The sequence below is a fragment of the Bradyrhizobium canariense genome, from assembly GCF_019402665.1.
Classification (GTDB): Bacteria; Pseudomonadota; Alphaproteobacteria; order Rhizobiales; family Xanthobacteraceae; genus Bradyrhizobium; species Bradyrhizobium canariense.
In genome coordinates this window covers 216,918-229,000 of record NZ_VSST01000019.1, presented here as the reverse complement: position 1 = coordinate 229,000, position 12,083 = coordinate 216,918, and the positions used below count along the sequence as shown (strand labels likewise).

Sequence of the window (12,083 nt, the reverse complement as noted above, 5' to 3'; positions counted from 1 at the left end):
ATGCGCAAGGTCTCCCGCCTGTCCCGCTTCAACGTCGTCTCGCTCGCGCTGGGTCTGGCTTTCCTCTATCTGCCGATCCTGATCCTCGTGATCTATTCCTTCAACGCCTCGCGGCTGGTGACGGTGTGGGGTGGCTGGTCGCTGCGCTGGTATCACGAGTTCTTCAATGACCGCGCCATGATCGAGGCGGCCTGGATGAGCCTGCGCGTCGCGGTTTCGTCGGCGACCATTGCGACCCTGATCGGCACGCTCGCCGCCGTCGCGCTGTCGCGCGGCGAGCGGTTTCGCGGCCGCACCCTGTTCTCCGGCATGCTCTATGCGCCGCTGGTGATGCCGGAGGTGATCACCGGATTGTCGCTGCTGCTGCTGTTCGTGGCGCTGAACGCCGAGCGCGGCTTCTGGACGGTGACGATCGCCCACACCACCCTGACGATGTGCTTCGTCGCCGTCGTCGTGCAGTCCCGCCTCGGCTCGCTCGACCGCTCCTTGGAAGAGGCCGCGATGGACCTCGGCTGCGACCCCGTGCGGGCGTTCGTGGCCGTGACGCTGCCGCTGATTGCGCCCGCGATCGTCGCGGGCTGGATGCTCGCCTTCACGCTGTCGCTGGACGATCTCGTGATCGCGAGCTTCACCACCGGCCCGGGCTCCGCGACGCTGCCGATCCGGATCTATTCAGAGGTACGGCTGGGCGTGAAGCCCGAGATCAACGCGATCTGCACGCTGGTGATCGCCTTGATCGCGGTCGTCATCGTGATCGCCTCGCTCGCCTCGAAATTGTCGAGCTCGCAGGGCGAAAGCGCGGCGCCGCTTTGAGAGGGGAGGCATTGTGATATTCACCTACCAGGTCCTCGTCCATACGCCGCTCCGGGTCTGGCCCTTGTTCGCCTATCTGGTCTGGCAGGGCATCAAGGCGATGCAGCCGCGCAGGACGCCGATCTGGCGCGCGCTGATCGTGCCGGCCGTGTTCATCGTCTGGGGCGTCTCACGGATCGGCTTTGGACATCAGGACGGCACATGGCCGCTGATCGCCTGGATCGCGGCGGCACTGGCGCTACTGCCGCTCGGCGTCCTGACGCCGCGTCCGTTCGATGTCGATCACACGACCGGGGAGATCATTCGTCCCGGCAGCGCGTTTGCGCTGGTCCGCAACCTCGTCGTGTTCTCTCTGCAGTACACGGTTGGCGTGATCTCGGCGATCGATGCGGGCGATCGCGCGGTGGCCTTCATCGCCGGCCGCGCCATTTCGGGCGCGACCGCCGGCTATTTCATCGGCTCGACGGTCGCGCTTCTGATCGCATATCGCAGCAAGCGCGCGGCCGATGTTTAGGACTTCACCGCACCCGCCGTGAGCCCGCCCACCATGTAGCGGCGGAAGGCGTAGTAGATGGCGGCCGGCGGCAGCGCGTAGATGAAGCCGGTCGTCATCAACAGCTCCCACGGCGAGTCGTCGGCGGCGAGGAAGTTGCCGAGCGCGACAGGGAGGGTGATCTCGCGATCGTTTGAGAGCAGCAGGAACGCGTAGAGATATTCGTTCCAAGCGAGCAGCACCGCATAGGTGCCGATCGCGACCAGCGAGGGCATCATCAGCGGCAAGTAGACCAGGCGGAAGATCTGGAGAGTCGTCGCGCCGTCCATCACCGCGGCCTCGTCCAGCTCGACCGGCAGCTTGTCGGAGGCCTGCTTGAGCACCCAGATCGCATAAGGGCTCGCGATCGTCACCATGGCCAGGATCAGCGACCAATGATTGTTGAGCAGGCCGTAATTGCCCATGGTGCGATACATCGGCACCGCGAGGAACGCTGCCGGGATGAAATAGGTGAACAGCGCGAGGTTCATCACGATGCGCCCGCCGGGCACGCGCAACCGCGAGATCGAGAACGCAGCCGCGGTTGCGATGACGAGCGTGAGCACGCCGACGGCTGCCGCGATCACCAGCGAATTCCAGAACTGCACGTAGAAGTCCCGCAGGAAGTAATGCTGCTGCTTGAACACGATTTCGAAGTTGTGCAGCGTCGGATGATCCGGCCACAGCTTGCCCGAGAACGCGTCCTCCTTCGGCGAGATCGCGAACAGGAACATGTGATAGATCGGTATCATCGTCCAGAGCAGGACGGGAATGCCGATCAGGAGCAGCCGCGCCTCGGTCGCGACGTCACGGAGAGAGGGAAGCTTCATCGCGACAACCGTTTCATCATGAAGTACATCAGCGGCAGGACGAACGGTATCGCGCAGACGATGGAGGCCATCGCGAGCGAGAGCTGGTCGAGCCGGAGATAGCGGATGCCGAGTGTCGACAACACGTGCGTGAGGTCGGCCGGGCCGCCGCCGGTGAGCAGATAGACGCTGTTGAAGTCGCCGAGCGTCCAGATCATCGAGAGCAGCGTGCAGGTGATGTAGAGCATCTGCAGCGACGGCCAGGTGATGTAACGGAATTTCTGCCACCAGCTGGCGCCGTCGACCTCGGCGGCCTCGAACAGATCTTGCGCGATCGCAAGCCGTCCGGTCATCAGGATCAGCGTCCAGAACGGCAGCGATTTCCAGATGTGGACGCCGATCGCCATCGTCAGCGCCACGGTTGGGTCGTTCAGCCAGTTCGGGCCGTCATCACCGGTCAGGTTGAAGATGAGGTGGTTGACCATGCCCCATTCGGGGTTGAACATGAAGCGCACCGACAGGATGGTCGGGATCGACGGCACTGCCCAGGGCAGGATGAAGACCACCGAGAGCCATTTGATCCAGGTGCGCTGCTGCGCGAAAAAGCCGGACAAAAACAGCGCGATCAGCATCTTGATGTTGATGCCGATGACCAGGAAGATCAGCGTGTTGACGGCGGCGCGCGCGAAGATCGGGTCGTTATAGAGCGCGACATAATTCGACGGGGCCCGCGCCAGCCATAGCCCGTAACAGACGGGGTAGACGACGAAGGCAAGGAAAACGAGCAAATAGGGTGCGAGCAGCACGATGCCCCAGATTTGCGTCGGGGTCAGCCGCGACGACAAGGGCGGTGCGGGGATCGACTGATCACCAGAGAGCGTAATCGCCATTCTTTTTGGACTCTTCAAAGAGTTGCCGGCCGCGAAACGCGGCCGGTACTGTTCTTATACCTTCACCCGCTGGGCGGGGCGAGGGGATGATGACTTAACCCGCGACCTGCTTGATGCGGGCGATCAGTTCGTCGACGGCCTTGTCGACCGGAACCTTCTCGCTCACCACCCGGTTCATCGCCTTGGCCCACACGTTCTCGTTGTTGAGAATCGTGAACTTCCAGTTCTTGGTGAAATCGAACGGCGCGGTGCCGCCCGTGAACTGGGCGTACACCGCCTTGCGGTGCTTGTCAGCCTGCCAGAACGGGCTGGCCTGGCTTTCCTTCGTCACCGGGAACCAGCGGCCGAGCGCGCCCTCGATATAGGGGCGAACGTTCTCTTCCTGGAGCAGGAAGCTGATGAACTGCTTGGCCTCGGCCTTGTTCTTGGCAACGCTGAAGACCAGCCCGGTCTTGACGTCGGAGCGGTAGCGGATGGTCGACCCATCCGGCGCCTTGGGGAAGGACGCCGTGATGATGTCCTGCTCATAAGCCTTCTTGCCGGCGTCGCGCTGCTCTTGCGTGAGCGCCTGGTTCTGCGAGTCCTCATACCACTTAGCCGCGATCGAGATCGTGAAGTTGTGGGTCATCACGATGGTCTTGTTGTGGAACGCGACGTTGTTGTCCGGATCCTTCCAGGTCGTGGAGGACGGTGGCGTGCAGCCCTTGATATAAGTGTCGGTGTAGTCCTTCATGGCCTTGATCAGGTTCTCGCGGACCGTGGGATCGTCGACCGTGAGCTTGCCGTCGTCGTCGACCAGCTTGACGTGGTAGGCATCCATGAAGGTGTAGAACGACTGGAAGGCGTCGGTGGATTCTACGCCCATCGGCTGGCCGACGGCGTAGATGCGCTGGCCAGTGGCTTTGCGGATTCCCGGTTGCACCTTGTCGCACCAGAACGTCCAGTACCCCGCCCAGTCGGTCGGAATGTCGCTCTGCTTGAAGCCGGCCTTCTCCAGCATGTCGTTCCAGATCTGGACGTGCATGCTCTGCTGCTTCAGCGGGAAGCCGTAATAGGCCTTCTTCTTGGTGACGTCGTTATAGAGGATCGAGGCGTCCAGCGTGTTCTGCACGAACCGGCCCTTGATCGGCTCCATGACGTCGGTGAGATCCTCGAGCTTGCCCTCGTAGGCCCACTTGCCCTGGGCCTGCACGTCATAAGAGTCGGAATAGGCGACGTCGGGCACGGTGCCGGCATCGAGCGCGGCGACCGTCTTCGGAATCATGTCCTGGATCGCGTACTGCGACAATTCGACCTTGATTCCGGTCTTGGCTTCGAACTTCTTGATCGTCTCGAGCAGCGCGTCGTCTTCGGAGCGGTAGAAGCCCTTGCCCCACCAGACCGTAATCGTCTTCTGCTGCGCAAATGCGGGTGCAGCGGCTGCAAGCAGCCCGGCCGCAGCGACCGCCAGTGATACTGCGCCAATAACCTTGGATTTCACGTTTTTCTCCCTCAAACGGCCGGTGTTTTTAACCGGTCGTATAAAACACTAGCGCATGGCCGCTATCCGATCTAGCGGCTTCTTGTCAGACATAGGTCGTGGGGTGTCGGGCGAGAGGAGATGCTTAATGTGCGGCATCGATCCAATCGCCGCATCAATTCGCCCTGATCAATTCGCGTGAGGTCTCAGGGCCCGAGCTGACATGCAAATACGCCAAACTGTCTCTTTAGCGGGTCCGACGGCTGGCATTGAAGGCCTTCGATCGGCTGTCCCCTGCGATCGATCGGACACCAAGAGGCGTCGGTACTGGTCCAGTTGATGCCACGATCAAAAAACGTCGGTGCATCGAATCTCGCCTCGATCACCATTTTTCCTTCCACATCCATGAAGCCCCAATGCCCGCCCGATTGGGCCGGGACCAGGCCATCCTCGAGGCGAATGCCCATCCGTCCCTCTCGCGGTTTGATTAGCCAGGAGCCATGGGCATCAAGGATGCCGCGTTTACCCCCCTCGAATGCCATGGCCATATCAGGCCTGATGTGGCAGATGCGTTCGAAAGGCTGCTTGGTGATCCATGCACCGGTCGAGGCATCGATGATGCCGTTCCTGTCGTCCAGCCGCGCTAGAACCGAACCATTCGGCAAGCCTGGAGAGATCGCATCGAGCGTGGGTTCTATGGCCCAGGTGATGTCAGTTCTCAACAATCCGAATTTGTCCCCAAAACCGGCGACAGCAAGAGAGCCGACGAAAGGGCCGGCACGGTCAAACCGCTGTGCCGTCATCGGCATGAGATCGGCTGCCGCATAGGCAAATTTACCGCTGATCTTGAGGATATAAGGTCCGTCGCAGGTCACCGGCCTCGATAGCTCACCCTCCTGCGGCTCGATCGACTTGCCATTCTCATCAAGAATTCGCGGCTGCCTGTCGATCTCCCCGACAATGCGTCCATTGGCGCAAAAATCGAATAGGGGCGGGACAATGACCTTGGCGTTTTCATCGAGATAGCCATGCTTCTTCTCGTTCTGAATGTCCCACGACCATGGCGCAGTCCCCTTCAGAGATATGTTTTCGTATTGGGGCTGGACGACCCATTCGCCGGTGCGATCTACCAGGCCCCATCGGCCGTTCAGGCGGGCTGGGGTAAATTTCGCGCCGTGTACAAATTGATGGACGTTCTCGAATTTCGGCTCGATCTTGAGGCGTCCCGCGCGATCAATGAAACCCCAATGGTCATCGACCTTTGCGGGGGCCATCCCATCAACAAACGAACCAAGCTGCTGGAATTTTGGTTCGATCTCCCAGCTTCCGTCGGGACGTATCACACCCCATCCTGAATCGACCCTCGCCAGCATGAGCGCCGTGCCTTCGGTGTCAAAAGGCAGGATCGCGTTGAGAGACGGCGGAACAAGCCAGGCGCCGGAGCGGTCCACGAGGCCCCATTTGCCTGTCGCAGTGACCGCTCTGCTGTCGGCGATCGCGCCGACGAACTCGAAAATCCCATGGCTGAACTGCTCCGTGCCCGCGATGCCTCCTGACGTGGTCCGGCCCTCGGTGGCAAAGAAGACCTTCTCGGTGAAGGGAATGACGTAGCCAAACTTCGGCTCGAGCGCGGTGTTGCCGTCGAGGTCGATCAGACCGGATCGGCCGCCGACGTCGATCTGCGCAAATCCGTGCGAGAAGCGATCTGCAATCGGATATTGCGGCTTTGCGATCGCATGACCGCTTGTGTCGACATAGCCATAGCGACCATTCGATCGCACCAGCGCGCGCCCTTCATGGAAGGTATCGACCCAATCGTATTCGGCCGGCACAGCAAGCGTGCCGTCGCGGTTCACCGCGCCGCAAAGCCCATCAGGAAATCCGCACGAGGGCAGTGGGAACGAAGGGGGCAGGCCGAAGCCGTTTGTGCCCCTGTTCGCACGAGCCACCGCGGCGTCGAAAATGACCTTCCCGGCAGGAAGGAGAAGAGCGGAGGGGCGATCAACAGACTCCGGTCGTGAAACGTCTTGCGCATGCGAGGCGCTCGCGACGGTGACCAGCGCGAGTGCCGCAATAACGGCGGCCACCCGGCATCTTCCAAAGCTTCCCATTGGGCGATGTCTCCTCCTGCTTCAACCTCAGGTATGAGACCATCGTGGCGAAATACGGACGGCTCTTATGCGTTGGCGGAGGCGTTCCGCGTCCGCGATCCGCTCAGGACTAGTTCGACTTCGCGCCTTCCTTGGCGTTCTCCGCTGTCGGCGCTTCGGCGGGTGCGGGACGTTTTCCGGTGCCGGTGATGCGCTCGATCGCGGAGCGCACCGCGTCGCCCGGCTTGCGGTCTTTCAGCATGTCGAGCAGGGGCGCAGAGGCCGGCGAGCGGCGGATCAGGCTTTCCGGATCGGGGAAGACGAGGGGGTCGTCCCAGGGGCCCTGCACCACGAAGGGCAATTCGAACCCCGACGCGCTGTTGAGGCTGGCCACGCCCTTCATGTCGTATTCGCGTGTCGGCACCGAGGCGGTACCGGTCATCGTGATCTTCGCCGCCGGTCCTTCGACGCGGATGTCCTCGGCGGTGGCGACGCCGTCGGAGAACTTCACCGCGATGGTGAGATTGTCGTAAGGGGTCGAGCCGTTGCGGAAATTGCCGCCGCCGGACAGCGGCCGCCGCTCGAGCCGCTTCAGGAGCTGCTCGGCATTGAAGCCCGCGATCGCGCCATCATGCCCGGTCACGGTGGCGCTGCCGTCGAGCGACTGTACGAGGCCGAACGGGCTCGAGCCGGACGCGACGAGCGAGACGTTGATGTTGCCGCGCCCGGACAGCTTGTTGATACCGAACAGCTCGGAGGCGCAGGCCTGAAGGTCGACGTCGGTGAACTGGAATTGCGCCTTGATGTCGGCCACGGTGTCGGAGCGCGCGATGCCGAACGAGCCCTTGGCGATGCCGCCATAGACCTGGGCCTCGCCGACCGAGAGCGCCAGCGTGCCGTTGCGCAGATTCGCGCCGATCGCGGTGCGGCCGAGTTTCGACGCCCCGACCGTCAGCTTGGCGGCCGACAGGCGCATGTCGAGGTCGGTGGTCGACAAGGCGTTGAGATCGAACAGCTGCCTGTTCCAGTCGCGCGCGCCGCTCGCGAGCAGGCGGAAGGTCGAGATATAGGGTGTGAAGTCGAGCGCGTCGGCTGCGAGCGTCGCCTGCAGCGTCTGCCGGCCGTTATTGGCGTAGGTCATCACGCCCTCGGCGGTGTTGCCGTCGAGTTCGACATTGACATTGGTGAGCGCGATCGACGCGCCGACGACATTGGCCCGCGCCTTCAACGCGAAGCGGCCGAAGCCGCCGCTGGCGGGCTGCGGCTGGCCGGTCCAGCGTAGCGCGTTGCGCAAGGACGGGCTGTCGATGGTGAGCGTGCCCTCCATCATCGGGCTGGTGCGGTTGGCGACGCTGCCGTCGAAGGCGAGCTTGAGCGGTGCGCTCGCGATCCGCGCCTTCAATCCCGAGCGCTCGCCGGAGAGCGCGGCGACGAAATCGGCAAAGCTGATCGAGCCGTCGACCCGTTCGCCGCGCCAGTCGAATTGTCCGGTCGCAGCGAAGGAGCGCGAGATCGAGGGCCAGGCCAGCGAGAGGTCGATGTCCTCGAACTTCTCGGTGCCGTGCATGGCGGCGTCCTCGTAATCGAGCACGCCGTCCTGGATCCGGATCTCGGAGAACGACACTTGATTCTCGGCGCCGGGCTTCATGGTGCGCGCGATGGTCTGGATGAACGGCGTCCAGTTGCTTTCGCCGTCCGGCTTCAGGCTGACATGGATGCGCGGCCGCAGCAGCGTCAGGTCGGCGATCTCGAACCGTTGCAGCAGCAGCGGCAGCAGCCGCAGGTTCGCGGTGAGCACGTCGACATGGAGCGCGGGATCGCTGGTGCCGCCGCCCTTCAGGCCGACGTCATGGAAGGAGATGTAGCTTGCCGGCAGCACCGAAATGTCGATCGCGCCCGCGACATTGACCTCGAGCCCGGTGACGTCGCGGATCTGCGTTTCCACCGCCTTGCGCAGCGCGTCGCGGTTGATGAGCCATGAGGTCGCGATCAGGGCGATCAGCGCCACGCCGAGCAGCGCCGCGATCGGCGTCCCGAGGCGCTTCATTCCTTGGGCCATGGTCAATGGCATGTCCTGATCGAGTTGGTCGCTGGAGCCTGAAGGCGGGCCGGGAAACCTGCGCGCCCCACGCCCAAGACCTATTGTGTTAAGTGCCGCAACTTGATGGGTTTTCTTGTCGCTTTCAAGGCCGCGGGAACGGTTGCGCCCACGGCTTGGGCAGCTTCTATCACCCAGGGGTGGAGCGGAGAACCCCGTATCATTGACGGCTTCGGACGATTTCGCCTAATAATCGCCGCCACTAAGGCGCGACGCCTGCAAGCCGAAGGTTCACTCGAAGGTAATTTGCATGAACAAGGTCTATCCCGACGCCAAGTCGGCTCTCGAGGGTGTTCTGAAAGACGGCATGATGATCATGTCGGGCGGCTTCGGCCTTTGCGGCATCGCCGAGACGCTGTCGGACGCGATCCGCGACTCCGGCGTCAAGGACCTGACGGTGGTCTCAAACAATGCCGGCGTCGACGGCATTGGCCTCAGCCGCCTGCTCGAAACCCGTCAGATCAAGAAAATGATCTCGTCCTATGTCGGCGAGAACAAGCTGTTCGCCCAGCAATTCCTCGCCGGCGAGCTGGAACTCGAATTCAATCCGCAGGGCACGCTGGCCGAGCGCATCCGCGCCGGTGGTGCCGGCATTCCGGCCTTCTACACCAAGACCGGCGTCGGCACGCTGATCGCCGAAGGCAAGGAAGTGAAGGAATTCGACGGGCAGAAATACCTGATGGAGCGCGGCCTGTTCGCCGACCTCGCCATCGTCCACGCCTGGAAGGGCGACACCGCAGGTAACCTCATCTACCGCAAGACCGCGCGCAACTTTAACCCGATGATGGCGACGGCCGCCAAGGTCACGGTGGCCGAGGTCGAGCATCTGGTTCCGGCCGGCGAACTCGATCCCGACCACATCCACACACCCGGTCTTTTCGTCAAACGCATCGTCGAGGTCGGAACGGCCAAGAAGCGCATCGAATTCCGCAACACCCGCCCGCGCACGGCAGCTTGAGATCAGGAGACTAAGATGGCCTGGACCCGTGAACAGATGGCTGCGCGCGCCGCGAAGGAACTGCGTGACGGCTATTACGTCAATCTCGGCATCGGCATCCCGACGCTGGTCTCGAATTACATCCCCGACGGCATGGACGTCAGCCTTCAGAGCGAGAACGGCATGCTCGGCATGGGCCCGTTCCCCTATGAGGGTGAAGAGGACGCCGATCTCATCAACGCCGGCAAGCAGACCGTCAGCGAGCTGCCGTCGACCTCGTATTTCTCGAGCGCGGATTCCTTCGGGATGATCCGTGGCGGCCACATGGATCTGTCGATCCTCGGCGCCATGCAGGTGGCCCAGAACGGCGATCTCGCCAACTGGATGATCCCCGGCAAGATGGTCAAGGGCATGGGCGGCGCGATGGATCTCGTTGCCGGCGTCAAGCGCGTGGTCGTGGTGATGGAGCATTCGGCCAAGGACGGTCCAAAGCTCCTGAAGCAGTGCAATTTGCCGCTGACCGGCGAGCGCGTGGTCGACATGGTCGTGACCGACCTGGCCGTCTTCACCATCGACAAGCACGGCAACGGCGGCATGGCGCTGATCGAGCTCGCCGACGGCGTCTCGCTCGACGAGGTCAAGGCCAAGACCGAAGCCGAATTCCGCGTCGCGCTGAAGAACACGTAAGGTTTTCGCGAAGGGGCGCGCATGACGATACGGTCTGCGCGTCCCGAAGACGCCGATTTCATCGCACAAACCATCCTGTCATCGCAGCGCGGCTACCGGCCGCGCGGCTGGTTCGACGTTGCGCTCGGTTGGCCTGAAACACAGTGCCGCGCTTTCATCGCGCGCATCGCAGTCGCCCGCGCAGTGTCGATGTGGCACGTCTCGCAATTTCTGGTCGCCGAGATCGATGGCAAGCCTGCTGCCGCCTTGTGTGCGCTACCGGCGGCCGGCACGGGACCAGCGGCTTGGCGTGCGATCGAAGAAGTCGCAGCCGCGTCCGGGCTCGCCCCGGCAGAGCTGGAGGCCATTCGTCAACGCGCCGGCTACACGCGCGCCTGCTGGGTTCAGGGCGGCGAGGGCGATTGGATGATCGAGTATGTCGCGACTGATCCCGCCTATCGCGGCCGCGGCCTGGTGCAGTCACTGATCGCGCATGCGCTGGAGAAGGGGCGGGCAGCTGGATTTGCCCGGGTGACGATATCGTTCCTGATCGGCAACGAGCCCGCCGAGCGCGCTTATGCCAAGGCCGGCTTCGTCCTTGCCGAGGAGAAGCGCGATCCTGCCTTCGAGGCGATCATCGGTGCGCCGGGCTTTCGCATGTTCGTGCGGGCGATCTGAGCACGCCGCGCGTGTAGTGACGGTTGAGCGCCGGGCGCGCGCCGCAATTTCGTCATTGCGAGGAGCTCTTGCGACGAAGCAATCCAGACTGTCTCCGCAGAAAGATTCTGGATTGCTTCCGCCTTCGCCCAGGCTTCGGCGGACAAGTCGCTGCGCTCGCAATGACTGAATATGAGGCGCCGGCGTCGATCTTTCCTCGCGTTTAGATCCGCTACGACCTCGCTGCCCACGTCTTGCTCCACCGCGCCGACACGCTTGCGACCCAGGACGTTTCCTCTCGAACCAGGCGGAAGCCGAGATTGGCGGGAGGGACGCCCTGTGCGCAGCCGCCCGCGCGGGCGTCGCGGATGAAATCGGTGACATAGGCGCGGTGCGCGCCTTCGGCGACGCGCACGCCGCAGTTCACGGTCGGTTTGCCGGTATTGCCGGCCGCGTCGGTGCGCGAGCGCACGAAGCAGGTCGAGGTCCACTCCCAGACATTGCCGGCGAGATCTTCGATGCCGTGCTCGTTCGAACCGAACCTGCCGAACGGATAGGCTGTCGTGTCGAAGAGGTCACGCTCGGATTCACGCTCGTAGCGGCCGATCCAGCGCTTCGATGGATCTGTTGCGTCCACCGGAAGGCCGTCGTCCCTGAATCGCGAGCCCGCGGCAAAGGCCCATTCCACGTCGCTCGGCAGGCGGTAACTGTGACCGGTCTTGCGCGAGAGCCAACCCGCATAAGCCTCGGCATCGTGCCAGCTCACCTGCACCGCAGGCCGATCGGAGGCGATGGCCACGCCGCGATCAAGCGCGCGGCAAGCGGCGTCCTGCACGCAAATCTGATAGTCGGATGACGAGACCTGATGCCGCATGATGTGCATCGGCCTCTCGAAGCGCATCGTGCGCAGCGGCGCTTCCGCCTGCTGCCCGGCACGCGTGAAATCGCCGGCCTCGCGATAGGACAGGCCGCCTGGCGCGACCCTGACGATGGCGGGCTCCGTCGCGGCGCCATGAGTCCCGATGTCCGACACCAGCGGCACCGCGATCGGCCCCGCGAACCCGGCGGCACAGGCGAGTAGCAGTTTCAGCTTGAATGCGATCAGCATGGTCGTCCCCCAGGGAAGAAGGGG

11 protein-coding genes are annotated in these 12,083 nt (G+C 63.1%); 5 read left to right on the top strand and 6 right to left on the bottom strand.

Going from position 1 to position 12,083, the window contains the following annotated elements:
* Entirely contained in the window at nucleotides 1–813 is an 813-nt protein-coding gene (locus tag FXB41_RS10285; RefSeq protein WP_007596248.1) for an ABC transporter permease, read from the top strand.
* Nucleotides 814–826: 13 nt separating this feature from the next.
* On the top strand, nucleotides 827–1,327 hold the full coding sequence (locus FXB41_RS10280; RefSeq protein WP_219681683.1) for a DUF6622 family protein: 501 nt from the start codon (nucleotides 827–829) through the stop codon (nucleotides 1,325–1,327).
* Here the strand turns inward: FXB41_RS10280 and FXB41_RS10275 are convergent.
* The 5 genes from FXB41_RS10275 to FXB41_RS10255 all read right to left on the bottom strand — a co-directional run bounded on the left by FXB41_RS10275 (nucleotide 1,324) and on the right by FXB41_RS10255 (nucleotide 8,652).
* Complete coding sequence (locus tag FXB41_RS10275) at nucleotides 1,324–2,175, bottom strand: carbohydrate ABC transporter permease (protein ID WP_007596245.1); 852 nt, start codon at nucleotides 2,173–2,175, stop codon at nucleotides 1,324–1,326. The two genes, FXB41_RS10280 and FXB41_RS10275, sit on opposite strands and share 4 nt — an antisense overlap.
* On the bottom strand, nucleotides 2,172–3,044 hold the full coding sequence (locus FXB41_RS10270; RefSeq protein WP_007596244.1) for a carbohydrate ABC transporter permease: 873 nt from the start codon (nucleotides 3,042–3,044) through the stop codon (nucleotides 2,172–2,174). The genes FXB41_RS10275 and FXB41_RS10270 overlap by 4 nt, the downstream gene beginning before the upstream one ends.
* 94 nt (nucleotides 3,045–3,138) lie before the next feature.
* Nucleotides 3,139–4,524, bottom strand: coding sequence for an ABC transporter substrate-binding protein (locus FXB41_RS10265; protein WP_007596242.1), 1,386 nt, complete (start codon nucleotides 4,522–4,524; stop codon nucleotides 3,139–3,141).
* Nucleotides 4,525–4,709: 185 nt separating this feature from the next.
* Nucleotides 4,710–6,614, bottom strand: coding sequence for a WG repeat-containing protein (locus FXB41_RS10260; RefSeq protein WP_219681682.1), 1,905 nt, complete (start codon nucleotides 6,612–6,614; stop codon nucleotides 4,710–4,712).
* Nucleotides 6,615–6,723: 109 nt separating this feature from the next.
* The gene (locus tag FXB41_RS10255; protein WP_219681730.1) at nucleotides 6,724–8,652 is read right to left on the bottom strand and encodes an AsmA family protein; all 1,929 of its coding nucleotides are present in this window, start codon (nucleotides 8,650–8,652) and stop codon (nucleotides 6,724–6,726) included.
* Nucleotides 8,653–8,941: 289 nt separating this feature from the next.
* Here FXB41_RS10255 and FXB41_RS10250 point away from each other — a divergent pair, with 289 nt between their 5' ends.
* From FXB41_RS10250 to FXB41_RS10240, 3 genes are read left to right on the top strand one after another with little or no spacing between them, the layout of a single operon-like run.
* Complete coding sequence (locus FXB41_RS10250; protein ID WP_007596238.1) at nucleotides 8,942–9,649, top strand: CoA transferase subunit A; 708 nt, start codon at nucleotides 8,942–8,944, stop codon at nucleotides 9,647–9,649.
* Between the two features lie 15 nt (nucleotides 9,650–9,664).
* The gene (locus FXB41_RS10245; protein ID WP_027570379.1) at nucleotides 9,665–10,315 is read left to right on the top strand and encodes a CoA transferase subunit B; all 651 of its coding nucleotides are present in this window, start codon (nucleotides 9,665–9,667) and stop codon (nucleotides 10,313–10,315) included.
* 21 nt (nucleotides 10,316–10,336) lie between these two features.
* Nucleotides 10,337–10,972: a GNAT family N-acetyltransferase gene (locus tag FXB41_RS10240; protein WP_219681681.1), complete on the top strand. Its 636-nt coding sequence runs from the start codon at nucleotides 10,337–10,339 to the stop codon at nucleotides 10,970–10,972.
* Between the two features lie 211 nt (nucleotides 10,973–11,183).
* Here the strand turns inward: FXB41_RS10240 and FXB41_RS10235 are convergent, their stop codons facing one another.
* Nucleotides 11,184–12,059, bottom strand: coding sequence for an SUMF1/EgtB/PvdO family nonheme iron enzyme (locus FXB41_RS10235; protein ID WP_219681680.1), 876 nt, complete (start codon nucleotides 12,057–12,059; stop codon nucleotides 11,184–11,186).
* Nucleotides 12,060–12,083: the final 24 nt, after the last annotated feature.

Coding starts and splice junctions, on each gene's coding strand:
- FXB41_RS10285 (WP_007596248.1), top strand. CDS start 1: ATGCGCAAGGTCTCCCGCCTGTCCCGCTTCAACGTCGTCTCGCTCGCG.
- FXB41_RS10275 (WP_007596245.1), bottom strand. CDS start 2,175: ATGAAGCTTCCCTCTCTCCGTGACGTCGCGACCGAGGCGCGGCTGCTC.
- FXB41_RS10270 (WP_007596244.1), bottom strand. CDS start 3,044: ATGGCGATTACGCTCTCTGGTGATCAGTCGATCCCCGCACCGCCCTTG.
- FXB41_RS10260 (WP_219681682.1), bottom strand. CDS start 6,614: ATGGGAAGCTTTGGAAGATGCCGGGTGGCCGCCGTTATTGCGGCACTC.
- FXB41_RS10255 (WP_219681730.1), bottom strand. CDS start 8,652: ATGGCCCAAGGAATGAAGCGCCTCGGGACGCCGATCGCGGCGCTGCTC.
- FXB41_RS10250 (WP_007596238.1), top strand. CDS start 8,942: ATGAACAAGGTCTATCCCGACGCCAAGTCGGCTCTCGAGGGTGTTCTG.
- FXB41_RS10245 (WP_027570379.1), top strand. CDS start 9,665: ATGGCCTGGACCCGTGAACAGATGGCTGCGCGCGCCGCGAAGGAACTG.
- FXB41_RS10240 (WP_219681681.1), top strand. CDS start 10,337: ATGACGATACGGTCTGCGCGTCCCGAAGACGCCGATTTCATCGCACAA.
- FXB41_RS10235 (WP_219681680.1), bottom strand. CDS start 12,059: ATGCTGATCGCATTCAAGCTGAAACTGCTACTCGCCTGTGCCGCCGGG.